The organism is Serratia sp. PL7 (assembly GCF_945957435.1).
In genome coordinates this window covers 98,602-124,146 of sequence record NZ_CAMFLB010000025.1, presented here as the reverse complement: position 1 = coordinate 124,146, position 25,545 = coordinate 98,602, and the positions used below count along the sequence as shown (strand labels likewise).

Genomic DNA, 25,545 nt, shown 5'->3' with positions numbered 1-25,545 from the left:
TCTATAGGGCAGAAAATTGCTTAACTGTTCCGATTTCCAAATTGTGACGCTTGCCATATATTACTTCAACGCAATTCGTTCATAACAGGCCAATAACCGCCATGCAAGAAATCGAAAGGCTTATCGCCAACAACCAAGCCTGGTCCGCTAACATCAACAAGGAAGATCCCGGCTTCTTTGAACGTTTGGCTCAAGCGCAAAAACCGCGATTCTTGTGGATCGGCTGCTCAGACAGCCGCGTGCCCGCCGAACGCCTGACCGGCCTGGAGCCGGGTGAGCTGTTCGTTCACCGTAACGTGGCCAATCTGGTGATCCATACCGATTTGAACTGCCTGTCAGTGGTGCAATATGCCGTCGACGTGCTGGAGGTGGAACATATCATTATCTGTGGTCACCTGGGCTGCGGTGGAGTAGAGGCGGCGGTAGAGAACCCGGAACTGGGGTTGATCAACAACTGGCTGCTGCACATTCGCGATCTGTGGTACAAGCACAGTTCCCTGCTCGGCGAGCTGGAACCGGAACAACGTCTGGATGTGCTGTGCGAGATCAACGTAATCGAGCAGGTGTATAACCTGGGCCACTCAACCATCATGCAGTCTGCCTGGAAACGCGGCCAGAAAGTGATGATCCACGGTTGGGTATACGGTATCCAGGATGGTCGTCTACACGATCTGGAAGTCACCGCTACCAGCCGTGAAAGCCTGGAGATGGGCTACCGCAAAGCGATAGCCACGCTCAAGCAGGAAAAAGGTTCTAGCGCCTTATAGTAGGTTCAGCGCCCTGCTGAACCCCGGCCAGATTATTCGTCCAGCATCACCACTTTGCCGATGTAAGGCAGATGGCGATAACGCTGGGCGTAATCGATGCCATAACCCACCACGAACTCGTCCGGGATCGGGAAGCCAACGTATTCCACCGGCACTTCAACCTCACGGCGCTCAGGCTTGTCCAGCAGCGTACAAATCGCCAGGGACTTCGGCCCGCGCAATGCCAGGATCTCGCGCACCTTGTTCAGGGTGTTGCCGGAATCGATGATGTCTTCGACGATCAATACGTCTTTACCACGGATGTCTTCATCCAGATCTTTGAGGATTTTTACGTCGCGGGTGGTAGACATGCCGCTGCCGTAGCTGGAGGCGGTCATAAAATCGACCTCATGCGGCACTTCAATGGTGCGGCACAGATCGGCCATAAACATGAAAGAACCGCGCAGCAGCCCGACCAGCACCATATCGCTGCCGCTATCGCGGTAATCTTCGGTGATCTGGCGGCCAAGTTCAGCAATACGGGTCTTAACTTCCTGCTCGGAAATCATTACTTCTACAGTGTGTTTCATAGTTTTCAGGTCAGTTGCCGGAAGAAGGGCGCAGAGTTTAGCATAGCTGGCGGGCGGTGGCGACGCGAGTGCGTCACCACTTTACACGCTGCGGCGTGGTTAGCCGCAGCCTGGGATAATTTAATCGGCTACAGTGAAGCCTAACATCATGCCGGTATCTTCATGTTCCAGCAGGTGGCAGTGGGCCATATAGGCCTGATCGGCACTGGCCAGATGATTGAAACGCACCAGCACTTCGCTGCGCCAACCTTCTACCAGCACCGTATCTTTCCAGCCTGCCCGGTGGGCCGCCGGTGGCTTGCCGTTTTCCGACAGAATACGGAACTGGGTGCCATGGATATGGAACGGGTGCATCATCACGTCGCCCTCACCGGAAATGGTCCATTTCTCGTATTTACCGCGCCTGGCCTCAAACGCCGGCTTGGCCATATCATAGGCTTTGCCGTTGATGGTATTGGCATGGCTGAAATCAAACGGTTTGCTGCCATGATCCATCTTGCTGTGGTCCATTCCCGCCATGTTGCTCTGATCCATGCCTTGCATCTTACTATGGTCCATACCAGCCATGTTACCCGCGGCATTGCCATGATCCATGCTCATCCCGGCCATCGCCTGATGACCATAGCGATCCATCAGAGCCTGCATCCCCAGCATATCCAGCTTAGGATCCATCATCAGTTGCAACCAGCGTTCCCGCACCCCGGCCAGCGATGGCAATGCAGGCAATTTCACCAGGCTGTCCGGCATGGATTTCACGCCCAGCGCCAGTGATGGTTGAATATGCAATACCGGCAGCGGCTGATCGAACGGGGCCAACGTCATACCCATTTGCTTCACCGGCAGGGTAACGATATCGAACGGCTTGCCATCGGAGGCATCGACCAACACTTCAAAGCGCTCGCCCATCAGCATCGGCAGTTCGGTCAGCTTAACCGGTTCGCCCAGGAAGCCACCGTCACTGGCAATCACGTATAATGGCCGATTGTCGCTGGTGGACAGGTTAAGCGAGCGGGCGTTACAGCCGTTCAGGAAACGCAGACGCAGCCAACCGCGTGGCGCGATGTGTTGCGGATAGGCAGTACCGTTGGTGAACATACGGTCACCAAACCAACCCACGGCCGCGCTCATGATGTCCAACTGATATTCGATTTGGCCGTCTTTGCCCAGGCGCTTATCTTGCAGGATCACGGGAATATCATCTGTTCCCCAGGTTTTCGGCAAGGGCAGTTGGCTGCTTTCTTCATCTTCCAGCAGCACCAATCCGCCCAACCCCATCATCACCTGCTGGCCAGTCTTGCCATGCGTATGGGGATGGAACCAGCAGGTAGACGCTGGCTGATCGGCAGTGAAACTCACCGTGCGGGTGGTGCCGGGTTGGATCAAGGCCTGTGGACCACCGTCGACATTACCGGGGATCTCCAACCCGTGCCAGTGTACCGTGCTGGCCTCAGGCAGTTTATTACTGATATCCACCGTCACCGGCTTACCCCGTTGCAAACGGACCGCTGGGCCAAGCAACGCACCGTTAATCCCCCAGGTGCGGGTAGCCACGTTAGGCAACCAGTTCATCTCACCGGTTTGCAGCGCCAACGCGATCTTTCCTTGTGCATCTGGCGTCAAAATCGGTGGGATCGGCAAGGCTGGACGATCGGCCGCCCAGGCGGCACGGCTCCATAATGGCAAGGCGCTTGCGGCACCTATTGCGGCGGTCAGTTTGATAAAATCACGGCGTAACATCGCTGGTTCCCTTTTCTCAGTGATCGAAAGCTTAAGATCCGCAGCCTAAACCCTCCCCTTAGTGGAAGGTCAAGAGCTACTATTAAGGTATGTTAAGCCCACATAATTAATTTGGTGCCTTTACAGTCAAGTGTGGTAACGTCAGCAGATATTGAACAGGTCTATTTCATGATGAAAAAAACAACGTTGTTGATGCTGTTGCTGACTATGCTGGGCTTTTCCAATGCCAGCCTGGCGCTGAATGAATCCGAAGCGGAAGATCTGGCCGATCTGACCGCGGTGTTTGTCTATCTAAAAAACGACTGTGGCTATAATGATTTGCCTAACGCGCAAATCAAACGCGCCATCGTGTACTTCGCCCAGCAAAACCGTTGGGATTTGACTAACTATAATAGCTTTAATATGAAATCCCTGGGTGAAGACAGCTACCGCGATCTCAGCGGCATCGCTATTCCTACTCCCAATAAGTGCAAATCTCTGGCGCGCGACTCCCTGAGTCTGCTGGCCTACGCCAACTAATCACTCCCCTGCTTCTACCAACCCTGCCAGCAATACCGGCTGGGTTGGCTATCGCCTATCTATTGCCCTGCCGACAATGCTGTAATTTGCCACACGGAGGGTTTATGATGTTGCGCTCATTTTTCATGGTTGTTATTACGGAGTAACCCGCACATGACCCAGAAAGAGATTTGGTATGAAACGTTACATGCCAACTTTGGCCAGTACTTCTCAATAGAGCAGGTACTTTACCGTGAGAAGACCGAGCATCAGGATCTGGTGATCTTTGAAAACCCGGTGCTGGGCCGCGTGATGGCTCTCGATGGCGTAGTGCAGACCACCGAGCGAGATGAGTTTATCTATCACGAAATGATGACCCACGTGCCGCTGCTGGCCCATGGCCATGCCAGGAAAGTGCTGATTATCGGCGGTGGCGACGGTGCTATGCTGCGTGAAGTTTGCCGTCATCAGGGCATTGAGCAGATCACCATGGTTGAGATCGACGCGGGCGTGGTGGAATTTTGCCGCCAATACTTACCTAATCACAACGCCGGAGCCTATGACGATCCCCGCTTCAAGCTGGTGATCGATGATGGCGTCAATTTCGTCAACCAGAGCGACGAAAAGTTCGACGTGATTATTTCTGACTGTACCGATCCGATCGGCCCCGGTGAAAGCCTGTTTACCTCGGCGTTCTATGAAGGTTGCGCACGCTGCCTCAACGAGGGTGGCATCTTCGTAGCCCAGAACGGCGTTTGCTTCCTGCAACAGGACGAAGCGGTCAACAGCCACACCAAGCTCAGCCAGTATTTTAACGACGTCAGCTTCTATCAGGCGGCGATCCCGACCTATTACGGCGGCATCATGACCTTTGCCTGGGCCAGCCAGAATCCGGCTTTGCGCCAGCTGGATGTCACCACGCTGCAACAACGCTTTCATCAAAGTGGCTTAGACTGCCGCTACTACAATCCGGCAATTCACGCTGGCAGCTTTGCCCTGCCGCAGTATTTGCTCAACGCACTGAACGTTTCACGTTAAGCGAGAAGATAGGGGCTAAACCTAATTGCAAAAGATCAAACTGCACGGCTTCAATAACCTGACCAAGAGCCTGAGTTTTTGTATTTACGATATTTGTTATGCCAAAACCGCAGACGATCGCGATGGCTATATCGCCTACATTGACGAACAGTACAATGCCAACCGCCTGACCGAGATCCTCAGTGAAACCTGCTCGATCATTGGTGCCAATATTCTCAACATCGCCCGCCAGGACTACGATCCACAAGGCGCCAGCGTCACCATTCTGATGAGCGAAGAGCCGGTCGATCCGAAAGACGTGGATACCTCTGAGCACCCAGGGCCGCTGCCAAAGACGGTGGTAGCACATCTGGATAAAAGCCATATCTGTGTTCACACCTATCCAGAAAGCCACCCAGAAGGCGGCCTGTGTACCTTCCGGGCCGATATTGAAGTCTCTACCTGCGGCGTGATTTCACCGCTCAAAGCGCTGAACTATCTGATCCACCAATTGGAATCCGATATCGTCACCATGGACTATCGCGTACGCGGTTTCACACGCGATGTAGCCGGTGTGAAGCATTACATCGATCATGAGATCAATTCGATCCAGAACTTTATGTCCGAGGATATGAAGGCGCTGTACCACATGATGGATGTGAACGTGTATCAGGAGAACATCTTCCACACCAAGATGCTGCTGAAGGATTTCGATCTGAAACACTATCTGTTCAACGCCAGGCCGGACGAGCTGAGCGAAGAGGAGCGGAAAAGGATCACCGATCTGCTGTGGAAAGAGATGCAGGAGATCTACTACGGGCGCAACATTCCGCACCTGTGATGTTGAGATACAGGGCAGCCGAGGTTGCCCTGTCAGTCACACCAGATGCAAGCCTGCGGGTAAATCCGCCAGCTGCTGTTGTGCAGTGGCAGCCAGCGCCTTATCGGTGACGATATCCGTCAGGCTGCCAAGCGGTGCCACACAAAATAACGAGTAGGCAGCGTATTTACTGCTATCTGCCAACAGCACCCGCTGGCGGGCATTGGCCATCAAATCCTGCTTCAAGCCCGCCTTCTCTTCAGTTGGGGTGGTAATACCGTTCTCAATACTCCACGAGTTACAGCTGACAAACGCAATATCCGGATAGATCCCTCGCAGCAACCTGCGCCCATGATCGCCGACGCAGGACTGGCTGCTGTCATCAATACGGCCACCAATGATGGTCACCTCGATCTGTTTAAATCCTGAGAGAAACAGTGCGATATGCAGATCGGCGGTGATCACCCTCAGCGGGAGATGTGTCAAGTGCCGCGCTAACTCCAACATAGTGGTACCCGCATCCAGCACCACTGCATCACCGGCTTTAACCATCGTGGCCGCAAATTGGGCGATAGCCCGCTTCTCCTGCGGGTTACGCAGCTGTTTTTCGTTAGTGGTAGGCTGTGCGGGGATAAAACGGTTGAGGGCCACGCCGCCATGGCTGCGATTGATGATCCCCTGCTCATCCAGCTTGATCAGATCGCGCCGGATGGTGGCAGGAGAAGCATCGATAGCGCTGACCAATTGCTCAACGGTGACCAGATTATGGGCTTTCAGGTAATCCAGAATCTGGTCCTGGCGAGTTTGTGGCTTCATGACGTCCGTGGTATCACGCCAACTGAGTGGCTAATTTAATCGAGATCGCCATGCTCTCAGACTTGGCTTTACCTGTCCAGGCAATATCAAACGCGGTGCCGTGGTCGGCAGAAGTTCGGATAAACGGTAGGCCCGCCGTGATGTTAACCCCATCGTAGAAGCCCAGCAGCTTGAGGGGGATATGCCCCTGATCGTGATACATGGCGACCACCATATCGTACTGGCCTTCATAAGCCTGCAGGAAGACGGTATCCGGTGGGCACGGGCCTGAGACATCGATCCCAAGCTGTTTTACTGCCGCAATCGCCGGGCTGACGATGTTGATCTCTTCATCGCCAAACAGACCATGTTCACCCGCGTGGGGGTTAACGCCCGCGACCGCGATCCTTGGATGTTTAAAACCGACGCGCTTGAGGAAGGTATCCGCCATCGTCACCACCGTTTCGATCCGCTCGGCATTCAGCGTATCAAGGAACTTGCGCAGGGCGATGTGGGTGGAAACATGGATCACCTTCAGCTTATCGGTGTACAACACCATCGCATAATCCCGACTGTGGGTCAGTTTTGCCAACAACTCCGTATGGCCTGGATACAGATGCCCGGCCAGATGCAGCGCCTCTTTATTCAGCGGCGCCGTGGCAATGGCCATTACCTCACCTGCCATGGCCAGTTCGGTGGCACGCTTTACGCATCGGTAAGCCAGATCGCCCGCTTGTGCCTGCACTTTCCCTGGTGTCAGCGCTGCGGGGTCCTCTAACGGTTCATCAATCACGTTGATAATACCGGGCGCGAAGCGTGCCTCCGAAACCTGCTGGATCGGCCTCAACTCGACCTTTGGCACGATCCCCAATGCCTGAATACGTTGCAACGTTTGCAGACAGCCCACCACGACCGCTGGCGTTCCCGCCAACTCACCTTCAGACAGCGCCTTAATGATAATCTCTGGCCCAATGCCTGCCGGATCGCCCATGGTGACCGCAATCGTGTTATTTGCCACTGTACATCTCCTCAATAAAATAAAGTGCATCCCGCAGCGTTGAAGCGCCGCCAAATCCTCCGGCCTTGGTGATCACTGGCAGATCGTCGATCTCGCTGTTGACGAACATGCCACAGGGCACACAAGGAACAACCTCACTGGTAATACGGTAACCTTCCGCACCCAGCGCTCTCGCAACCGCAATGGCGATGTCGCCGCCGGTCAGGAACAAGCCACCAATCTGAGCCTGATTGATAATCGCCAAGGTGATGGAGCCTAATGTCTGGCTGATTTTGTCCCCCAACTGCTGGCGCGAAAGATCATGCTTTTCACAAAGCGTATCGATCATCTGGCGAGCATCGGCATCTCTGCAGGTGCGCAGTACACAGTGCTGCCGATCCCGCAGGACGCTGGCTGCCTGGCGGATAATTTCGTCTACCGCAGACTGGCTGTGCGGTTGCAACAAGGCTTCGACATCAATATCTAAAATACCCAGTGACTTCTCTTCTGCGGCAAACACAATCTGCTGCCGGGTGGCTTCACTCATCGAACCGGCAACCACCAGCACGGGCAGACGCTGGCGAGCGGCCAGATAGCTGCTGGCTGGCAATGCATTTGCCAATCCGGCAGCACCTACCAGCAGATAACGGCAGCCGAGTTGCTGAATTGCCTGTGCCAACTGCGCCAGATCGCCATCCGTTTCGGCATCCACTACCACAATCGCTGGCCCGTTGCGGCTCAGGAGCGGCAACTCGCGGCCTAGCTCGCCACTGCGTACTACCTGTAAATTCAACTCATGGATCGGGTAGGCCGTCTGCAAGCCAATCAAGGTCTTGATATGAGAAGACACGATCGGCGTTTTCGGATCGCTGGCGAACTCGGTCTCCACCAACGGCACGCCGTGAACCCGGCATTCGCCATTGAGCGTTACCCGACCTGCTGCGGGGATGGCTGCGGCCACGATAGCCAACTGCGCACCGCTGGCGACCATCGCCGCCTCGATCTCTGCTCCCACGTTACCGCGAAAGGTCGAGTCGATTTTTTTATACACCAAGGGCGGGGTATCGCTCTGGCAATAAGCCCGCAAGGCTTCACTTACCTTGGCGCTGGCCATTGCAGGAGATAACGCCCGGCTTTCAGTATTGATCACCAGCACATCCGTACGCCGGGTAGACTGCGGTAGTTCGTTGAGCACCACGTCGGTACGCGCGCCCTTTTTTGCCAATTGCACGCCGGTATCGTTAGCTCCGGTAAAATCATCGGCAATCACGATCATCTTCATGCTGTCTCCTTCAGCGCTTCGCCCTTAGCGGCATTACGCTTCGCCACCCAAGAACTGAGAATCGGGGTCAGTATGGCGGTGGTGATCACCGAAGCGGCAATCAACGGGGCCGCAGCCGCCGCGACGCTAGCTAACGAAGGATCCGCCTGGGCAATCGCCAATGGCGTCGCCACCGCATTTCCGGCAGTGCTCGATGCTGCCGCACCGGCAATACCTGAGCCCCCCACCAGTCGATCGGCGCGAATATTAAAGAAACCGCCGACAAAAGTGGTCAACACGCCGAGCAGAACCCCAGCCATACCGCCTTGCAGTAACATTTCCAGATTGATGCCAGCACCGAGCGCGAAGGCAAAGAATGGGATCAGGATTGGGCCCCCCTTGGTGAGGAAGTCGCGCATCTGATGATCCAGATTACCCAACATCATCCCTACCAGCAGGGGAACCAACACCGCCACCAACGCCATCAATGGGATATTCGCCATACCTGCCGCACCCAGCGCGATCATGGTGAAGAACGGCCCGTCATTCAGGGATAGGATCGAAATCGCCCCGACGTCTCGCTCATTACCAAACTCGCCGACCAACGCCGCATACAGGCCGCCGTTGGAGTTGCTCATTGCGGCAATGATCGCCACGCCGGTCAGGCCAAAAATACCTTCCGCCCCAAACAGATGCTCAACGCCTAGCCCCAGGGCCATGGCAACCAGCAGTTTGGTCAAGGTAATGGTGCCGCCCTGCAACAGTGCCTGCGGAGCCGCCTTGAAGCTGATACCGGCCCCCATACACAGCAGGAAAGCACCAATCAGTGGAGCCGCACCGTTTTTGAACAGTGCCGTGGTGAAGCCGCCAATATCCAGCGCCTGTGGAGCAAAGGTGTTGATCATTGCGCCAAGCACCAGCGGGACGACCATCATCCCCCCAGGGATTTTCTCTATTGTCGCCTTAATTTTCATCCTACCCTCGTCATTGTGATTTATTTTAATCAAAATGATTATATAAAATCAAAAAAGAAAAAATCGGCGCTGTGTCGCAGATTAAAAAATCAGTAACATGATTATTTGATTTTATTTAATCATTACAGAAGGGAGGAAAGGCGGCCGAGAATCGGCCACCTGGGACTCACAAGGGGCGCAGCATCCTGCCCCCGTCTGGATAATCAGTAGTTGAGCATAAACGAGCGGTAGGCTTTCAGCACCGTCAGGAAGTCTTCGATACCGCAGAAAGAGAGGCTCTCTTCGTCGTAGTAGTTCATCCCCTCCTCCATCTCGTCGCCTTCGAACTCCAACTGGTTGGCGCGGATCATCACCTCTTCACCGTCCATCAGCAACGTGTATTCATGGCCTTCCAACTGCCACTGACGCTCACTGCCCTTGACCCCTGCCGCACCGGCTTCAATACGGTCCAGCAGGTTAAAATCACCGTTGAGCTCTTCATTAATCCAATGGCCGATGGCCTCATGCCCCATCGAAAATCTGACCACCACCTGACCGGTTACGTCACGCAGAAATTCGTAATCCATAGCATGCCCTCCTGAGCTTTTTTATAAGTGTAACCCTTAATTCGCCACTATCTCAGTGGGCGCTCGCAAAGTTGATCGATTGGGCCAAATAAACTGCGGCGCAATATAACGGTTTATCCTTGGGCTTGGGAAGGCTCTCTGTGCCTGCTATGGACGGGCAATTGTTGTTATCATGGCTCTCATTAGCCCTTACCCAAGCCTGAGCCGATGATCGACAGCGAAATCACCCTGAAAAAATTGGAAATCTTTCTGGCGTTTATGGAGAAGGAAAACATCGGCCGAGCCGCAGAACAGCTTGGCTTGAGCAGCGTTAGCGTGCATCGTGCATTACATACTCTGGAAGAGGGTTTTCGCTGCCCGCTGTTTATTCATAAAGGGCGTAACCTGCTGCCCCTGCCCGCTGCGCAAACGCTGGCAGAATACGCCCGCGATATCGTGGATCTCACCTACAAAGGCATCGAAGAAACTCGGCTAAAGGCGGGGTTTGGCCAGCAACGCATGCGTATCGGCACGCTCTACTCACTGACGCTGGAAACCATTCCACGGTTGATCATGGGGCTGAAGGTACGCCGCCCGGCCATGGAGATCAGCCTGACGATGGGATCGAATGAGGATCTGCTGGCCCAGTTGGGGAACCAATTGCTGGATGCCATCCTGATTTCGGTTTCGGACAGCCAAATCGATCCGCTGCGCTTTGAGATCCTGCCACTGTTTGAGGATGATATCTATCTTGCCGCACCGGCAGCCTCGGCGCTAAACAGCGATGGCACGGCAGACCTGCAAGACTTCCGCAGCCAGAAGTTTGTCTCCCTGACCGAAGGCTTCGCCACTTATCACGGCTTTAGCGAAGCGTTTCAGATTGCCGGTTTTGAACCGGAAATCGTCACCCGGGTGAATGATATTTTCTCAATGCTCAGCCTGGTGCAGGCCGGGGTGGGCTACACGCTGGTGCCAGGGCGAATGAAGAAGATGTATGAACACACGTTGAAATTACTGCCGCTGTGCGAACAGTACCAAATGCGCCAAACCATCGCGCTGGTGTTCAACCGTAACCAGCAGCAGGATCCGAACCTGCTGGCGTTGACGGCGGAAGGCCGTATGTACGCACGCGGTGAAGGGCCGGTTTAATCGCGCCGATATTTGGCCACAATGCCGCAGACCGCGTTCAGCCCCAGTTGGCAACGGGACAGCGCTTCCCCCTGCTCCATCACTTTTTTAGTCAAGCCGGTTAATACCGCGCCCGGCGGCATTTCGATCGCCAGACGGACTTCCCGTTCGTAGGCCGCCACCATCGCCTCATGCCAGCGCACGGTGCGGGCCATATTGAAGGCCAGATCGTCAGCAATCCGCTCCGGCTGCCATAACACGCGCCCGCTACTGCCGCTGAGATACGCAACCTGCGGCCGATTGATGGTTACCTGCTTCATGGCCTGCGCCAGCTTTTCCGCCGGTTGTGCCAACAGGGCACAGTGGGAAGGGACGCTCACCGCCAAACGCTGGGTTTTCGCCGCACCGGCGGTTTTCGCCAACGCCATGACCTGCACCATTGCGGCTTCGCTGCCCGCGATAACCAATTGGTCTTCGGCATTGATATTGGCCAGATAGACCGGTAGCTCAGCGCTGTTGACCTCTGCTATCAGCGTTTCCACCTGGCGTAACGGCAAGCCGATAATCGCCGCCAGGCCATATCCCGCAGGGTAAGCCTCCTCCATTAGCTGGCCGCGTAACGCCACCAGCCGGACGGCATCGGGAAATGCCAAAGCCCCAGCAATCACTGCGGCCGGAAAAGCGCCGATGGATAACCCACTGACAAAGTCAGCCTCGACCCCGTGCTGCTGTAATTCCCGCGCGTAGGCCACACCGGCTATCAGCAGGCACAGCTGTACTGCCCGGGTTTTCTGTAAGGCTTCGGCGCTGTCCAACGCCAATACGTCCTGGTCAAGAACAGCGCAAGCCTCGCTTAACAACCGCTGGGTTGTTTCATTGGCCGGCAGTTGGTGCAGCATTTGAGGCACCTGCGGCCCCTGACCGGGAAAGGTAAATAAAATCTTCATCAGATCTCCTGAGAGCTGGCCCATGGATCCGTCGTCACCAACGGCCCCTCAGCGGTTTTCAGCATCGCTCGTCCATCCCGCAGCCATTCGCTCAGGGTAAAGCCGCCGAGCGGTGTTTCTATCTGGGCATCGGCGCGGCAAGGCAGCGCCTGCAACCACTGCGCCAGCCGCTGCAACTCATCAAGGCTGGCAGGCTGCGGACAGCGAACCAACAGATCCAGATCGCTATCGGCATGCATCACCGGAATTTCGGTCGCCAGCGCATAACCACAGCTGCCGGTCACGCCCCAGCCCCACGGCCAAGGCCGCTGAGCCAGCATGATGAGCGCCTGCACCGGAGGCTGGGAAACAAAGCTCGAGTGCAGCAATGCCAAGGGTTCACTCACCAAAGACTCCGGAGTCACTATGCGCCGGATAGCCTCTTCGTTAACCCAAGCTGCGGCGCGCTGGCTGCGTTTCATACCCCGGATCCCCACCGGGATCCGCCCGTTGCCCTGAACATCGCGCCGCACCACCAGCGGTAATGAGGTGCGCCACTGCTGGCTCACCCACTCCGGCAACGCCTGCTCGGCGCTGAGGGCAGAACGGTCACTAATCCAAATCAGGTCATGCGGGCGAATCATCGGTTGCTCCAGTTACATCCCTGAGGTCAGGGTGATAAACAGCGGTAAGGTAATGATACACAACACGGAACTGATCAGTAACGTGGCTTCGGCATCCGGCGACTGCACGCCAAAACGGTTACCAAAGACGATACCGAAGAAACCGGCAGAAAGGGCGATCATCAAAATAGCGGTGATAGCCACGCTACCGTGCAGGCCCAATGCCAGCACCAGCCCCCAGGCAATAAACGGTTGGATCAGCAGTTTGGTTACGCTCGACAGCAGTACCGGGCCGTTGATCTGCAACTTACGGGCAGATAGGATCACGCCGGTCAGGAACAGCGCCGTCGCCGTAGCCGACAGGCCAAGCGGTTTGATCGCGGCCAGCACCATTTCAGGCATATGAACGCCTATCGCCGACAGCACCACCCCAAGCAGCGGCCCCCAGACGATCGGTTTTTTTACCGAGCGCCACATCAGCACCGGCAACATGCCCAGGCTGGAACCCTGAACCCCACCAGCTGTACGGGCCTTCTCACGCTCAAGGATCAGCAGGCAGAACGGTGTCATCAGTACCGAACCACAGGCGATAGCCACCGCCACAGACAACGAGGTTCCCGGCGTTTCCCCCAGCACGCTACCGAGGATCGGCAGGCCCAGCGCGGCATAGTTGGGCAACGCCACGGTGAGCGTCAGCACCGCGGCATCCTGCGGAGACTTATGGAAGATCCCGGTGCAGGTAAAATAGATCGCCGCATAGGTGATCCACATCGCCAGCACCAACACCACGATCAGCGGCGACTGTTCAACGATCCCCGCCCAAGGCGTTTGTACGGTGGCACCGAACAGGGCCGCCGGCAGGGCAAAATCCATCACGAAGATGTTGAGTAATGAAACGTTCTGGTTATCGACCATTTTTGCCTTACCGGCAAAAAAGCCCAGCAGCATAATGACAAAAATCGGTGCCAAGGCATGAATAATTACGTATGTCATAAATCACCTGTTAAAAAGAAAAAATCAGTCAGATCAGGTGCGATGGTGTTAGTTATATTGTTATATGCAGGTGAAGCTTTATGCCGGGTCGGAACGCATCACATGCGCCCTCCCGGCGGGTAGTATTTTGTTCCTGAACTCTGACGTAAAAATGGCTAGCGTGGCATTACCACTCTGCGCGCATACGTTCACGCACCAGCGAAGAGCTATGGCGGTTGTCTGCCCCCAGGCGGTTAGTTAAACCAACGCCTTCACTGCGTGTTTTAGCAATCGCCTGGACCACCGAGTGGCGTACCAGATTAAGCTCCTGCTCACTGGCCTGCAGCGGGTCACGGATATCCAGTAACTGTTCCAGCAGGCCCAGCGAGCTGTAATGCTCGATGTCATAGGCCATCGGTGGAATGGTTGCTGCCAGCTTCTCCAGCGCCTCTACGGAGCGTAACGTGATGCGCGCCGCAGACTCTTTGCCCATCGCATGGATCATCACGCCAGCATCGTTGAAGGCGATCAAGCGGTTGGCCTGATAGCCGTGCGCCAGAAACGCGCCGGACATGGCTTTCCCGACGATCAAGCCAATCACCGGGTGACCGGCCAGCCGAGCCTTGGCATAAGCCCCGGCCGCACCGGCCAACGCCTGATGAATACCAAAGGCCTCTTCCCGACGCCCGTAGGCCTGGCTCGGCACATCGATCACCGCCACGATGGCGCGCTTTTGTGCTTTACCAACGTCAGCCGCGACCGCTTCACTGACTACCTGGGCTAACGTCCAACCTTCCAGCAAACCTACTTCACCGCGTGCGGCGCGTGGGTAATGGTTATTTGCATCCGGCACCACGGCGATAAAACGTACCGGTTGGCCCTCTAGTTCAGCGTCCGCGACTCGGATCGAGGCGCACTGCCCCTGGCGCTGCTCGGCACCTGCCGTCAGCAAAGAGAACCAATATTCTCCACGGCTTGATGATGACGTACTCATACCCGATCCTCCGCAGCAAACAGTTGAGCAATGACCGCCGAGTCCGCCTGCTGGCGGGTGTCGAATTGCGACAGTTTCGGCAAGTAGTAGTGATAATTGTCGGAACGGTGCTGAGCAGGCACGCCGCGTTGCAGGCAACCTGTCATCGCAGCCTTGACCGCATGTAACGCATCAGGGACTTCTTCATCGACAAAGCCGCTGCGATAGCGCACATCGCCACCGGTCATGCTCCAGATAAAAGGCCGATCGCGGGAATCGTATTCTTCGATACCGGCTTCCTGTTCAATCACCTGTGGGCCGTTTAAACCCAGGCGCGCTTCACGGGTGACAATCAGGTAGCTGCATAATGCTGCCGCGATCGACATCCCGCCAAAGCAGCCCACGGTTCCGGCAATAATGCCCACCACCGGGGTATATCGGCGCAGATCGACAATCGCCGCATGAATATCCGCGATCGCGGCCAGCCCCAGGTTGGCTTCCTGCAAACGCACGCCACCGGTTTCCAGCAGCAATACTGCCTGAGTCGCAATGCCGTTGCGGTTATCTTCTGCCGCCAGTTCCAGGGCCGCGGCCATCTTGGCACCGGAAACCTCCCCCATACTGCCGCCCTGAAACGCCCCTTCTACCGCCACTACCACTGCCGGTTGACCGTCAATGGTGCCTTTGGCGACCACCATGCCGTCATCGGCCTGGGTGACTATGCCTTGTGGCTCCAGCCAAGGTGAAGTAATACGCTCAAATGGCCCCAATAGTTCACAAAAACTGCCGTTGTCCAGCAGATTACGAGCGCGCTCCCGGGCGCTGAGTTCGATAAAGCTGAGATCATCACGCATGGGCGGCCTCCTCAAATACCTGTTCGATACGCAACCGAGCCACCCCCGGCGTAGCGCCGAAGTCGTTAATCTCTAACCGTCCGGCAGGTAAATCGCGCAATGACGCCAAGCGTTCAAACAGGTGCTGCCAACGCTGACGACTACCGTCTACGGAGGTTTTGATCGCCACCGTCAGCGTACCGTCAGCCGCAGGCTCAAACAGAGCCTCCATGTCACCGGAGCCCACGACTCCGGTCAGTGCCTTACCCGGCAGCGTAATGCTGGCCGGATAACTCAAATCGATATGTTCCATAACATCCTCTGGATTGATTATTCAGCGGGCCGTAGCCCGATCGAGGAACAGAGCCGCAGCCAGCAAATCGGCTGCGCCACCGGGTGAAGCGTTGCTCGCCAATAGCCGTTGTTCCAGTTTGGCCAACGCCGCCTGCCCTGCCGGATGTTGATATCCTCCAGCATGCAGTACCTCGGCGGCCCCCTGCTGCATCGCTTTCAGCGCCGTTAGCCCACCGCGCGACAACACACAGGTATCGCTCAGGGTGGTCATGATGGCCATCAGCGCATCGATCTGCGCGGCTGGCTCACTGGCCCCTTGGCTCCTGCTGTGCCACAGCTGCGGCAGCGCCCGTTGCATCACATGCGGAAAACCTTGCTGGGCCTCTTCCCTTGCGCCTGGAACCTGATAGCGTTGAGTGGCTCGCAAGCCTTTACTGAACACCTTCGGGCTGGCGTGGTCCGGCAATTGCGCCAGTTGGGCGGCTAATACGCAGCTGCTGGATGGTGTTGCGTTACCCCCTTGCATGGCTACCGCCGTCACCAGCAGGCCCATCGCCCAGATCGCCCCGCGATGCGTGTTAACACCGGCAGTGGCTGCCATCATCAGCTGTTCACCTTCCCGACCAATCCGGCCAACTTCCTGGCGTAACGCGCTATCTGCCGGACGCTGCCAACCGGCAATCGCCAGCCGATGGAAGACCGGCGTCAGGCTGTGAGCCGAACGTTCCATCAACGCCAGCGTCAGATCCTGATGCGCACCGGAGCCCCGGGCATCCACCAGCCCCGGTTTCGGGCTGAGGCGCGCCTCATCCACTAGCGCCTGCGTGGCAAGCTCCGCCAATCGTGCGGCAACCCGATCCGCTTCAGAGGCGATTAAACAGGGGGAAAGTTTCATTACCAGCTCCGGAATTTAGCTGGCGGGTTATACAGGCCGCCGGACCACTCGACCAGATCCGCTACGCTGCCCGCGGCCAGCAAAGAACGCGAAGCATCGGTGCGGCGAATATCGAGATCTTCCGGGAACACCACTTTGCCTTCACGGCGCAGTTCAGCCACGCGTTTGGCGTCCACACCCAGCCCGATATCGGTGATACCGGCTACCGCAGCCACCATAGCGCGGCGCTCTTCCAACGAGCGTGCACGATACAGATAAGCGATGCCCTCTTCGGTCAGCACGTGGGTCACGTCATCGCCGTAAATCATCACCGGAGCCAACGGCATGCCAGATTCTTGCGCCACATCGACGGCATCGAGTTTTTCTACGAAGGTCGGTTTGGCACCTGCCTGGAAGGTTTCCACCATCTGCACCACCAGCTTGCGGCCACGAGCCAACGGATCCGGCTCTTCGATCATATCCAACCAGGCAGGCGTAGCGTGGCGACGACCGTGTGGATCGTGCCCCATGTTCGGTGCGCCGCCAAAACCGGAGAGGCGGCCACGGGTCACGGTAGAAGAGTGAGCCATACCGTCGATCTGTAAGGTGGAGCCGATAAACATATCTACGGCGTACTGACCGGCCATCTGGCAAAACGCGCGGTTGGAACGCATGGAGCCGTCACTACCGGTAAAGAAAATATCCGGGCGAGCGGCAATGTAATTCTCCATCCCCAGCTCACCGCCAAAGCAGTGCACGGTCTCAACCCAACCGCTTTCGATCGCCGGGATTAGGGTTGGATGTGGGTTCAGAGTCCAGTGTTTACAGATTTTACCTTTCAGGCCCAGTTGCTCACCGTAGGTAGGTAACAGCAGCTCGATGGCGGCGGTGTTAAAACCGATACCGTGGTTCAGCGATTGCACCTGATGTTTGGCGTAGATGCCTTTGATCGCCATCATCCCCATCAACACATGCACGGGTTTGATCAGACGCGGATCGCGGGTAAACAGCGGTTCAATAAAGAACGGCTTGTCTGCCACCACCACAAAATCGATCCAGGAACCGGGGATATCAACTCTTGGCAGATCCGTTTCATCGTCGACCAGTTCGTTGACCTGAGCGATGACGATGCCGTCTTTAAACGCGGTGGCCTCCACCAGTGCCGGGGTATCTTCGGTACTTGGCCCGGTGTACAGATTGCCATGACGATCGGCCTTGAACCCGGCCACTAGCGCCACGTTCGGCACCAGATCCACATACAGGCGGGAATAGAGTTCTATATAAGTGTGGATGGCACCGATTTCGAGCTGCCCATCTTCCAGCAGTTGGGAAATGCGCAGGCTCTGGGTACCAGAGAAGGCAAAATCGAGCTTGCGAGCGATACCCTTTTCAAAAATATCCAGATGCTCGGCGCGGCCAACGCTTGGCATGATCATATGCAGATCGTGAACCTTGGTGGGGTTGACCTCGGCGAGCATACGGGAGAGAAAATCAGCCTGTTTCTGGTTATTGCCTTCCAGCACCACCCGATCGCCAGAAACCAGCAGTTTTTCCAGCACGCTGGTCAGATCGGCGGTGGGGATCACTTTGCCCTGCGACTGCCCTTGCACACTCGCGATACGGCGTTTTTTTTCCTGCCGCCGGGTATCCCAAACGCGCGTGGGGCTTTGATGAAGCGACATACCTCAACCTCCTGGGTTTACTTGGTTCGGTTTAGTACGGTTAGAGTAAGAGTCTAGGAGAGCGCTATCAATCAAGCAGGGGGATGGTTTGTTAGCCTGAGAGTAATGATTTCATCAAAACAATACTAATCAATCAGTTAATATCAATAAAAGCGGGAGACGATCACAAAAAAACGGGGAACCCAAAGGCTCCCCGTAATGATGCTAACTCAGTACCGAATTACACCGCGGTTTGGAAGATCACGCCGTCGGCTTTTTCCGTGTACTGGGTCAACTGGTCGAAGTTCAGGTAGCGATAGGTATCCGCCGCCGTCTTGTCGACCTGTGCCATATAGGTTTGATACTCATCAGGCGTTGGCAGACGGCCCAGCAGTGAAGCCACTGCAGCCAGCTCTGCGGAGGCCAGATAAACGTTGGCTCCGGTACCCAGACGGTTCGGGAAGTTACGAGTCGAGGTGGAAACCACGGTCGCACCGTCCGCTACGCGTGCCTGGTTACCCATACACAGTGAACAGCCAGGGATCTCGATACGTGCCCCGCTCTTGCCAAAGACGCTGTAGTAGCCTTCTTCAGTCAGTTGCGCTGCGTCCATCTTGGTTGGCGGAGCCACCCACAGGCGAGTTGGCAGTTGGCCTTTATGCTGATCCAACAGTTTACCTGCCGCACGGAAGTGGCCGATGTTGGTCATGCAGGAACCGATAAACACTTCGTCGATCTTGCTGTTGGCCACGTCGGACAGCAGGCGTGCATCGTCCGGATCGTTCGGCGCACACAGGATTGGCTGCTTGATATCGGCCAGATCGATTTCGATCACTGCGGCATATTCTGCATCCGCATCGCCTTCCAGCAACTGCGGATCCGCCAGCCATTTTTCCATCCCCTGAATACGGCGCTCCAGGGTACGGCGATCGCCATAACCTTCGGAGATCATCCACTTCAGCAGCACGATGTTAGAGCTCAGATATTCGGCGATCGGTGCCTTATCCAGCTTGATGGTGCAACCGGCGGCGGAACGCTCTGCCGAGGCATCGGTCAGCTCAAACGCCTGCTCGACCTTCAGCTCCGGCAGACCTTCGATCTCCAGAATGCGGCCAGAGAAGATATTCTTCTTGCCCTTCTTCTCTACGGTCAACAGGCCCTGCTGGATCGCGTAGTAAGGGATAGCATGCACCAGATCACGCAGGGTGATACCAGGCTGCATTTTGCCTTTGAAGCGCACCAGCACCGACTCAGGCATATCCAGCGGCATCACGCCGGTAGCGGCAGCAAAGGCCACCAGACCAGAACCTGCCGGGAAGGAAATGCCGATCGGGAAGCGGGTGTGGGAATCGCCACCGGTACCCACGGTATCCGGCAGTAACATGCGGTTCAGCCAGGAGTGGATCACGCCATCGCCAGGGCGCAGCGAAACGCCACCACGGTTCATGATGAAGTCTGGCAGTGTATGATGAGTGGTGACGTCCACCGGTTTCGGGTAGGCGGCGGTATGACAGAATGACTGCATCACCAGATCGGCAGAGAAGCCCAGGCAAGCCAGATCTTTCAGCTCGTCACGGGTCATCGGGCCGGTGGTATCTTGCGAACCTACCGAGGTCATCTTAGGTTCGCAGTATTCGCCAGGGCGAACACCAGCAACGCCACAGGCGCGGCCAACCATTTTCTGCGCCAGCGAGAAGCCCTTGCTGCTAGCCGCTACCGGCTTGGCAATACGGAACACTTCGCTGTGCGGCAGGCCAAGCGCTTCACGCGCCTTGGTGGTTAGCCCACGGCCGATAATCAGTGGGATACGGCCACCGGCACGCACTTCATCCAGCAACACATCGGTTTTCAGCTCGAAGCTGGCAACCAGTTCGCCGGTTTCATGGTTACGCACTTCGCCTTTATACGGGAAGATGTCGATCACATCGCCCATGTTCAGGTTGGAGACGTCCACTTCGATCGGCAACGCACCGGCATCTTCCATAGTGTTAAAGAAGATTGGCGCAATCTTGCCGCCCAGCACCACACCACCGCCACGCTTGTTCGGCACGTAGGGGATGTCGTCGCCCATAAACCACAGCACCGAGTTGGTAGCAGATTTACGGGAAGAACCGGTACCAACCACGTCACCGACGTAGGCCAGCGGGAAACCTTTCTTGTTCAGCTCTTCAATCTGCTTGATTGGGCCAACGCTACCCGGCTGATCCGGGAAAATACCTTCACGTTCGCTCTTGAGCATGGCCAGCGCATGCAGTGGGATATCTGGACGTGACCAGGCATCCGGAGCGGGTGACAGATCGTCGGTGTTGGTTTCGCCAGTCACTTTGAACACGGTCACGGTAATCTTTTCCGCTAACGGTGGGCGTGACAGATACCATTCGGCATCGGCCCAGGACTGCATGATCTGCTTGGCGTGTGGGTTACCGGCTTTGGCTTTCTCTTCTACGTCGTAGAAGTTATCAAACATCAGCAGCGTATGGGAAAGCGCCTTGGCAGCAATCGGTGCCAGCTTTTCGTTATCCAACGCGTCGATCAGCGGATGAATGTTGTAACCGCCCTGCATGGTGCCTAGCAGTTCAATGGCTTTTTCGGGGGTAACCAGGGGAGAAGTGGCTTCGCCTTTGGCAACGGCTGCCAGAAAACCTGCTTTGACATAGGCGGCTTCGTCGACGCCCGGTGGTACACGGTTAATCAGCAGGTCTAACAGAAATTCTTCTTCGCCTTTTGGCGGATTTTTTAATGATTCAACCAGCGCTGCCATTTGTGTCGCATCTAATGGCTTAGGGACGATGCCCTCTGCAGCACGCTCGGCCACGTGCTTACGGTATTCTTCTAGCACGACTTTCTCCTCGCTCTCATTGTCATTTATTGTGCCTGGCGTTTTATATTCAAACCGGGTTTAGCGCACGGCGATATTTGACGGGGCACTGCTGTCGATATCCTGGACTGTAAGTAAGGTACAGTGCCCGGTTCCGCCCAGCCAGCATATCAGGATTTGAATCGGTTGTTAATTCGTTCACATAAAAGCAACATTAAATCTTTGCTGAATCGTTGACCGCAGCGTAATCGGCTGCAAAGCAGGCGGGACGGGCTTGGGTTCGTTACGGCACAACAGCAATCTCAGCCCAATGAGCACAACATAACATCCCTACTTTTACAATGGTTATCGATAGAGCTGGGGGAAATTGGCGGGCATTGGGCACAAAAAAACCGCCATAAAGACGGTTCTTTTGTATCCGCCGGTGTTAGCAGGCACCGAACGGATTTTTTACATCGTTAAAGAACGATACAAGCACTACCAAGTTCCACCATTCTGCGTAAAGATGGTTAAAAAATCAACCAATTTGATGCAAAAAAACGCTGTTTTATGTACTCTGATTTTGGGTCTGTTCTACCGGTTTAGCAGCCGGTCATCGGGCTTGAGAACAGTGCTGCAACTACTGCGATACAAGCATTACCAAGTGCTTGTTCCACCGGGGCTTTCCCGGTGAAGTCGCGGTGGTCGTGGTTCCACAAGGAACGCGCAATGAAAGGGAGATCACTCATTATCCTGCTCATTGTACTGGGATCGGTGTTTGGCGTCAGTAAAGGTGGCTGGTCAGTTTCCGGCAACCAACTGATCTTCAACATCGTACTCCAGAACAAGTAAGCTACTGGCCGCTCTTTGAGCGGCCTTTTATCCGCTACTCACCAAATAAAAACGGCCCCTTTACAGGAGCCGCTTATCAACCTGATCAACCGCAGAAATTACTTCTTCTTGGCTTTCGGGTTTGGCAGATCGGTGATGCTGCCTTCGTAGATCTCTGCTGCCAGGCCTACGGATTCGTGCAGGGTTGGGTGAGCGTGGATAGTCAACGCGATATCTTCCGCATCACAGCCCATCTCGATCGCCAGACCGATTTCACCCAGCAGCTCGCCGCCGTTGGTGCCGACAATCGCGCCACCGATGATACGGTGCGTTTCTTTGTCGAAGATCAGTTTGGTCATACCATCTGCACAGTCAGAAGCGATAGCACGGCCTGAAGCTGCCCACGGGAAGGTGGACGTTTCGTAGCTGATGCCTTTCTCTTTGGCTTCTTTCTCGGTCATCCCTACCCATGCCACTTCTGGCTCGGTGTAAGCGATAGATGGGATCACTTTCGGGTCGAAGTAGTGCTTCATACCGGCGATAACTTCGGCAGCTACGTGGCCTTCATGCACGCCTTTGTGTGCCAGCATCGGTTGACCGACGATGTCACCAATCGCGAAGATGTGCGGCACGTTGGTACGCAGCTGTTTGTCGACGTGGATAAAGCCACGGTCGTCAACTTCTACACCGGCTTGGCCAGCGTCCAGCAGTTTACCGTTCGGCACACGGCCAATCGCTACCAGCACCGCGTCGTAACGCTGTGGTTCTGCAGGGGCTTTTTTACCTTCCATCGTGACGTAGATGCCGTCTTCTTTGGCTTCTACCGCGGTCACTTTGGTTTCCAGCATCAGGTTGAACTGCTTGCTGATACGCTTGGTAAAGACTTTCACCACGTCTTTATCTGCAGCCGGGATCACCTGGTCGAACATTTCAACCACGTCGATCTGTGAACCCAGTGCATGGTATACGGTGCCCATTTCCAGGCCGATGATACCGCCGCCCATAACCAGCATGCGCTCTGGAACGGTTTTCAGCGCCAGTGCATCGGTGGAATCCCACACGCGTGGATCTTCATGAGGAATAAATGGCAGTTGGATCGGACGGGAGCCTGCGGCGATGATGGCATTGTCGAAGTTGATGGTGGTTGCACCATTCTCGCCTTCAACCACTAGCGTGTTGGCGCCAGTGAATTTACCCAGGCCGTTGACCACTTTCACTTTGCGGCCTTTAGCCATGCCAGCCAGACCACCGGTCAGCTGATTGATGACTTTCTCTTTCCAGACGCGCACTTTGTCGATGTCGGTTTTCGGCTCGCCGAAAACGATGCCGTGTTCGGCCAACGCTTTGGCTTCTTCGATCACTTTGGCAACGTGTAACAGTGCTTTGGAAGGAATACAGCCCACGTTCAGGCAAACACCACCCAGAGTGGAGTAACGCTCAACCAGAATGGTTTCCAGACCTAAGTCAGCGCAACGAAAAGCAGCAGAGTAACCTGCAGGGCCCGCCCCAAGTACCACGACCTGAGTTTTAATTTCAGTACTCATCATGACCTCTTAATTGTTTTGTCCGGCGGGTCAGACGTCATTTTTATTGCTAGTCGATCTCATAACGCCCTTCATCCACCGGGACGCATACACCGCGAGCAGTTTACAGAATTGTTAATAATCTGCAAAGCGTGTTCGAGTGACCCGTGTCCCAACAATTCTGTCGAGTCATGCAAAACCCGACAAAACTGCTACTGAATTACTAAGGGCGCAGCATGCTGCGCCCTTTTTTCATTACATCACCAGACGGCGAATGTCGGCCAGCATGTTGTTGATGATGGTGATAAAGCGCGCACCATCAGCACCGTCAATCACCCGGTGGTCGAAGGAGAGCGACATTGGCATCATCAGACGCGGCGTGAACTCTTTACCATTCCAGACCGGCTCCATCGCAGACTTGGAGACACCCAGGATAGCCACTTCCGGCGCGTTAACAATCGGCGCGAAGTGAGTAGTCCCGATACCGCCCAGGCTGGAGATGGTGAAGCAACCGCCCTGCATTTCGCCTGCGGTCAACTTACCGTCACGCGCTTTTTTGGAGATCGCCATCAGTTCACGGGACAGCTCAGTGATGCTCTTCTTGTTCACATCCTTGAATACCGGAACCACCAGGCCATTTGGCGTATCTACCGCCACACCGATGTTGATGTATTTCTTCAGCGTCAGCTTCTGGCCGTCTTCGGACAGTGAACTGTTGAAGCGTGGCATCTGCTCCAGGGCAGCGGCAACGGCTTTCATGATGAACACCACCGGGGTGAACTTCACGTCCAGCTTACGCTTGGCAGCTTCGTCGTTCTGCTGCTTGCGGAACGCTTCCAGATCGGTGATATCAGTCTTGTCGAAGTGAGTCACGTGCGGGATCATCACCCAGTTGCGGCTCAGGTTGGCACCAGAGATTTTCTGGATGCGGCCCAGTTCAACTTCTTCGATCTCACCAAACTTGCTGAAGTCCACTTTCGGCCACGGCAGCATGCCTGGCAGGCCACCACCGGTAGCGGCAGGAGCGGCTTCGGCGCGTTTGACCGCGTCTTTCACGTAAGCCTGAACGTCTTCGCGCAGGATACGGCCTTTACGACCGGTGCCCTTCACTTTCGCCAGGTTAACACCAAACTCACGCGCCAAGCGGCGGATGACTGGGGTAGCGTGAACGTAGGCGTCGTTTTCAGCGAACTCGCCTTTACCAGCAGCAGGTGCAGCCGCTTTAGCTTCCTGCTTGGCTGGAGCCGGAGCTGCTTCTGCTTTCTGGGCCGGAGCAGCGGCAGGGGCTGGTGCAGCGCCTTCCACTTCGAACACCATGATCAGAGAACCGGTTTTCACTTTGTCGCCGGTAGCGATTTTGATTTCTTTCACGGTGCCCGCGAACGGTGCCGGAACTTCCATAGAAGCCTTGTCACCTTCAACGGTGATCAGTGACTGCTCAGCGGCAACTTTATCGCCCACTTTCACCATCACTTCGGTCACTTCTACTTCGTCGCCGCCAATGTCTGGCACTTCGACGTTTTTCGCCGCGCTTGCCGCAGGGGCAGCAGCCGGTGCCGCCTGGGTAGCCGCAGCAGCAGGGGCAGCAGAAGCCGCGCCAGCCACTTCGAAGACCATAATCAGGGAACCGGTTTTCACTTTGTCACCGGTGTTGATTTTGATCTCTTTCACGGTACCGGCGAATGGCGCAGGCACTTCCATAGAAGCCTTGTCGCCTTCTACGGTGATCAGAGACTGCTCGGCAGTCACGGTATCGCCAACTTTCACCAGGATCTCGGTGACTTCAACTTCGTCCGCCCCGATGTCCGGCACTTCAACGTCTTTGGCTGCGGCTGCGGCAGGAGCCGCGGCCGGTTTTTCTTCTGCCTTGGCGGCTGGTGCGGCAGCGGCCGCACCTTCTGCTTCAAAGATCATCAGCAGTTTGCCCGTCTCGGTTTTATCACCGACGGCAACTTTGATCTCTTTCACCACGCCAGCCTGCGGCGAAGGCACTTCCATGGAGGCTTTGTCGCCTTCCACGGTGATCAGCGATTGTTCAACTTCAACCTTATCGCCAACCTTCACCAGGATCTCGGTGATTTCAACTTCATCTGCACCGATGTCCGGCACTTTGATTTCGATAGACATTGT

24 protein-coding genes are annotated in these 25,545 nt (G+C 55.8%); 6 read left to right on the top strand and 18 right to left on the bottom strand.

Features of this window, described 5'->3' with window-relative positions:
* Positions 1-101: 101 nt before the first annotated feature.
* Positions 102-767 carry a carbonate dehydratase gene (gene can, locus N6G83_RS44935; RefSeq protein ID WP_024528324.1) on the top strand — a complete coding sequence of 222 codons (666 nt, stop codon included), beginning with the start codon at positions 102-104 and terminating at the stop codon, positions 765-767.
* Between the two features lie 32 nt (positions 768-799).
* Here can and hpt read toward each other — a convergent pair whose 3' ends face one another.
* Together hpt and cueO are read right to left on the bottom strand one after the other, a co-directional pair.
* Positions 800-1,336 (bottom strand): hypoxanthine phosphoribosyltransferase, encoded by a 537-nt coding sequence (gene hpt, locus N6G83_RS44930; protein ID WP_071681992.1) that lies wholly within the window; start codon positions 1,334-1,336, stop codon positions 800-802.
* A 120-nt stretch (positions 1,337-1,456) separates the two neighbouring features.
* Entirely contained in the window at positions 1,457-3,073 is a 1,617-nt protein-coding gene (gene cueO / locus N6G83_RS44925; RefSeq protein WP_211135040.1) for a multicopper oxidase CueO, read from the bottom strand.
* Positions 3,074-3,244: 171 nt separating this feature from the next.
* Between cueO and N6G83_RS44920 the strand changes: the two genes are divergently transcribed.
* The 3 genes from N6G83_RS44920 (at position 3,245) to speD (ending at position 5,429) form a co-directional block, all read left to right on the top strand.
* The gene (locus N6G83_RS44920; RefSeq protein WP_037375824.1) at positions 3,245-3,592 is read left to right on the top strand and encodes a YacC family pilotin-like protein; all 348 of its coding nucleotides are present in this window, start codon (positions 3,245-3,247) and stop codon (positions 3,590-3,592) included.
* A gap of 153 nt (positions 3,593-3,745) precedes the next feature.
* Positions 3,746-4,609: a polyamine aminopropyltransferase gene (gene speE, locus N6G83_RS44915; RefSeq protein WP_211135042.1), complete on the top strand. Its 864-nt coding sequence runs from the start codon at positions 3,746-3,748 to the stop codon at positions 4,607-4,609.
* Positions 4,610-4,634: 25 nt separating this feature from the next.
* Positions 4,635-5,429 (top strand): adenosylmethionine decarboxylase, encoded by a 795-nt coding sequence (gene speD, locus N6G83_RS44910; RefSeq protein ID WP_074029651.1) that lies wholly within the window; start codon positions 4,635-4,637, stop codon positions 5,427-5,429.
* A gap of 36 nt (positions 5,430-5,465) precedes the next feature.
* Here speD and N6G83_RS44905 read toward each other — a convergent pair whose 3' ends face one another.
* The 5 genes from N6G83_RS44905 to yacL form a co-directional block, all read right to left on the bottom strand.
* Entirely contained in the window at positions 5,466-6,224 is a 759-nt protein-coding gene (locus N6G83_RS44905; RefSeq protein ID WP_024528328.1) for a DeoR/GlpR family DNA-binding transcription regulator, read from the bottom strand.
* Positions 6,225-6,237: 13 nt separating this feature from the next.
* Positions 6,238-7,251 (bottom strand): D-threonate 4-phosphate dehydrogenase, encoded by a 1,014-nt coding sequence (locus N6G83_RS44900; protein WP_051372329.1) that lies wholly within the window; start codon positions 7,249-7,251, stop codon positions 6,238-6,240.
* Entirely contained in the window at positions 7,211-8,482 is a 1,272-nt protein-coding gene (dtnK, locus tag N6G83_RS44895) for a D-threonate kinase (protein ID WP_211135044.1), read from the bottom strand. The genes N6G83_RS44900 and dtnK overlap by 41 nt, the downstream gene beginning before the upstream one ends.
* The gene (locus N6G83_RS44890) at positions 8,479-9,435 is read right to left on the bottom strand and encodes a 2-keto-3-deoxygluconate permease 1 (RefSeq protein ID WP_024528331.1); all 957 of its coding nucleotides are present in this window, start codon (positions 9,433-9,435) and stop codon (positions 8,479-8,481) included. The genes dtnK and N6G83_RS44890 overlap by 4 nt, the downstream gene beginning before the upstream one ends.
* A 203-nt stretch (positions 9,436-9,638) precedes the next feature.
* Positions 9,639-10,001: a protein YacL gene (gene yacL, locus N6G83_RS44885; protein WP_021179705.1), complete on the bottom strand. Its 363-nt coding sequence runs from the start codon at positions 9,999-10,001 to the stop codon at positions 9,639-9,641.
* A 207-nt stretch (positions 10,002-10,208) separates the two neighbouring features.
* Here yacL and N6G83_RS44880 point away from each other — a divergent pair, with 207 nt between their 5' ends.
* Positions 10,209-11,129 (top strand): LysR family transcriptional regulator, encoded by a 921-nt coding sequence (locus tag N6G83_RS44880; protein ID WP_024528332.1) that lies wholly within the window; start codon positions 10,209-10,211, stop codon positions 11,127-11,129.
* Here the strand turns inward: N6G83_RS44880 and mdcH are convergent.
* The 9 genes from mdcH to acnB all read right to left on the bottom strand — a co-directional run bounded on the left by mdcH (position 11,126) and on the right by acnB (position 21,103).
* The gene (gene mdcH, locus N6G83_RS44875; RefSeq protein WP_211135046.1) at positions 11,126-12,055 is read right to left on the bottom strand and encodes a malonate decarboxylase subunit epsilon; all 930 of its coding nucleotides are present in this window, start codon (positions 12,053-12,055) and stop codon (positions 11,126-11,128) included. The genes N6G83_RS44880 and mdcH overlap by 4 nt on opposite strands.
* Positions 12,055-12,678, bottom strand: a complete 624-nt coding sequence (locus N6G83_RS44870) for a malonate decarboxylase holo-ACP synthase (protein ID WP_211135048.1) — start codon at positions 12,676-12,678, stop codon at positions 12,055-12,057. Before N6G83_RS44870 ends, mdcH begins: the two co-directional genes overlap by 1 nt.
* 12 nt (positions 12,679-12,690) lie before the next feature.
* Positions 12,691-13,650: an AEC family transporter gene (locus tag N6G83_RS44865; protein WP_024528335.1), complete on the bottom strand. Its 960-nt coding sequence runs from the start codon at positions 13,648-13,650 to the stop codon at positions 12,691-12,693.
* A 166-nt stretch (positions 13,651-13,816) separates the two neighbouring features.
* Positions 13,817-14,623 (bottom strand): biotin-independent malonate decarboxylase subunit gamma, encoded by an 807-nt coding sequence (gene mdcE / locus N6G83_RS44860; RefSeq protein WP_024528336.1) that lies wholly within the window; start codon positions 14,621-14,623, stop codon positions 13,817-13,819.
* Positions 14,620-15,456 carry a biotin-independent malonate decarboxylase subunit beta gene (locus N6G83_RS44855; protein WP_211135050.1) on the bottom strand — a complete coding sequence of 279 codons (837 nt, stop codon included), beginning with the start codon at positions 15,454-15,456 and terminating at the stop codon, positions 14,620-14,622. Before N6G83_RS44855 ends, mdcE begins: the two co-directional genes overlap by 4 nt.
* Positions 15,449-15,748, bottom strand: coding sequence for a malonate decarboxylase subunit delta (locus N6G83_RS44850; RefSeq protein WP_021806268.1), 300 nt, complete (start codon positions 15,746-15,748; stop codon positions 15,449-15,451). Before N6G83_RS44850 ends, N6G83_RS44855 begins: the two co-directional genes overlap by 8 nt.
* 21 nt (positions 15,749-15,769) lie before the next feature.
* A complete protein-coding gene (locus N6G83_RS44845; protein ID WP_211135052.1) occupies positions 15,770-16,624 on the bottom strand; it encodes a triphosphoribosyl-dephospho-CoA synthase in 855 nt (284 codons plus the stop codon).
* On the bottom strand, positions 16,624-18,285 hold the full coding sequence (mdcA, locus tag N6G83_RS44840; protein ID WP_024528340.1) for a malonate decarboxylase subunit alpha: 1,662 nt from the start codon (positions 18,283-18,285) through the stop codon (positions 16,624-16,626). The genes N6G83_RS44845 and mdcA overlap by 1 nt, the downstream gene beginning before the upstream one ends.
* Before the next feature lie 220 nt (positions 18,286-18,505).
* On the bottom strand, positions 18,506-21,103 hold the full coding sequence (acnB, locus tag N6G83_RS44835) for a bifunctional aconitate hydratase 2/2-methylisocitrate dehydratase (protein WP_024528341.1): 2,598 nt from the start codon (positions 21,101-21,103) through the stop codon (positions 18,506-18,508).
* A 687-nt stretch (positions 21,104-21,790) separates the two neighbouring features.
* On the opposite strand from acnB, the gene N6G83_RS44830 reads away from it, so the two are divergent.
* The gene (locus N6G83_RS44830) at positions 21,791-21,913 is read left to right on the top strand and encodes a hypothetical protein (RefSeq protein WP_260524180.1); all 123 of its coding nucleotides are present in this window, start codon (positions 21,791-21,793) and stop codon (positions 21,911-21,913) included.
* Positions 21,914-22,011: 98 nt separating this feature from the next.
* Here N6G83_RS44830 and lpdA read toward each other — a convergent pair whose 3' ends face one another.
* Positions 22,012-23,436: a dihydrolipoyl dehydrogenase gene (gene lpdA, locus N6G83_RS44825; RefSeq protein ID WP_021806270.1), complete on the bottom strand. Its 1,425-nt coding sequence runs from the start codon at positions 23,434-23,436 to the stop codon at positions 22,012-22,014.
* A 234-nt stretch (positions 23,437-23,670) separates the two neighbouring features.
* Positions 23,671-25,542, bottom strand: coding sequence for a pyruvate dehydrogenase complex dihydrolipoyllysine-residue acetyltransferase (gene aceF, locus N6G83_RS44820; RefSeq protein ID WP_065684542.1), 1,872 nt, complete (start codon positions 25,540-25,542; stop codon positions 23,671-23,673).
* Between the last annotated feature and the right edge of the window lie 3 nt (positions 25,543-25,545).

Excerpts from the sequence above, each read along its gene's own strand:
- N6G83_RS44880 (WP_024528332.1), top strand. The coding sequence starts at position 10,209 with ATGATCGACAGCGAAATCACCCTGAAAAAATTGGAAATCTTTCTGGCG.
- mdcA (WP_024528340.1), bottom strand. The coding sequence starts at position 18,285 with ATGTCGCTTCATCAAAGCCCCACGCGCGTTTGGGATACCCGGCGGCAG.
- N6G83_RS44830 (WP_260524180.1), top strand. The coding sequence starts at position 21,791 with ATGAAAGGGAGATCACTCATTATCCTGCTCATTGTACTGGGATCGGTG.
- mdcE (WP_024528336.1), bottom strand. The coding sequence starts at position 14,623 with ATGAGTACGTCATCATCAAGCCGTGGAGAATATTGGTTCTCTTTGCTG.
- N6G83_RS44870 (WP_211135048.1), bottom strand. The coding sequence starts at position 12,678 with ATGATTCGCCCGCATGACCTGATTTGGATTAGTGACCGTTCTGCCCTC.
- N6G83_RS44920 (WP_037375824.1), top strand. The coding sequence starts at position 3,245 with ATGAAAAAAACAACGTTGTTGATGCTGTTGCTGACTATGCTGGGCTTT.
- N6G83_RS44865 (WP_024528335.1), bottom strand. The coding sequence starts at position 13,650 with ATGACATACGTAATTATTCATGCCTTGGCACCGATTTTTGTCATTATG.
- lpdA (WP_021806270.1), bottom strand. The coding sequence starts at position 23,436 with ATGAGTACTGAAATTAAAACTCAGGTCGTGGTACTTGGGGCGGGCCCT.
- N6G83_RS44845 (WP_211135052.1), bottom strand. The coding sequence starts at position 16,624 with ATGAAACTTTCCCCCTGTTTAATCGCCTCTGAAGCGGATCGGGTTGCC.
- yacL (WP_021179705.1), bottom strand. The coding sequence starts at position 10,001 with ATGGATTACGAATTTCTGCGTGACGTAACCGGTCAGGTGGTGGTCAGA.
- N6G83_RS44900 (WP_051372329.1), bottom strand. The coding sequence starts at position 7,251 with ATGCACTTTATTTTATTGAGGAGATGTACAGTGGCAAATAACACGATT.
- hpt (WP_071681992.1), bottom strand. The coding sequence starts at position 1,336 with ATGAAACACACTGTAGAAGTAATGATTTCCGAGCAGGAAGTTAAGACC.
- N6G83_RS44850 (WP_021806268.1), bottom strand. The coding sequence starts at position 15,748 with ATGGAACATATCGATTTGAGTTATCCGGCCAGCATTACGCTGCCGGGT.
- mdcH (WP_211135046.1), bottom strand. The coding sequence starts at position 12,055 with ATGAAGATTTTATTTACCTTTCCCGGTCAGGGGCCGCAGGTGCCTCAA.
- aceF (WP_065684542.1), bottom strand. The coding sequence starts at position 25,542 with ATGTCTATCGAAATCAAAGTGCCGGACATCGGTGCAGATGAAGTTGAA.
- can (WP_024528324.1), top strand. The coding sequence starts at position 102 with ATGCAAGAAATCGAAAGGCTTATCGCCAACAACCAAGCCTGGTCCGCT.
- N6G83_RS44905 (WP_024528328.1), bottom strand. The coding sequence starts at position 6,224 with ATGAAGCCACAAACTCGCCAGGACCAGATTCTGGATTACCTGAAAGCC.
- cueO (WP_211135040.1), bottom strand. The coding sequence starts at position 3,073 with ATGTTACGCCGTGATTTTATCAAACTGACCGCCGCAATAGGTGCCGCA.
- N6G83_RS44890 (WP_024528331.1), bottom strand. The coding sequence starts at position 9,435 with ATGAAAATTAAGGCGACAATAGAGAAAATCCCTGGGGGGATGATGGTC.
- N6G83_RS44855 (WP_211135050.1), bottom strand. The coding sequence starts at position 15,456 with ATGCGTGATGATCTCAGCTTTATCGAACTCAGCGCCCGGGAGCGCGCT.
- dtnK (WP_211135044.1), bottom strand. The coding sequence starts at position 8,482 with ATGAAGATGATCGTGATTGCCGATGATTTTACCGGAGCTAACGATACC.
- speE (WP_211135042.1), top strand. The coding sequence starts at position 3,746 with ATGACCCAGAAAGAGATTTGGTATGAAACGTTACATGCCAACTTTGGC.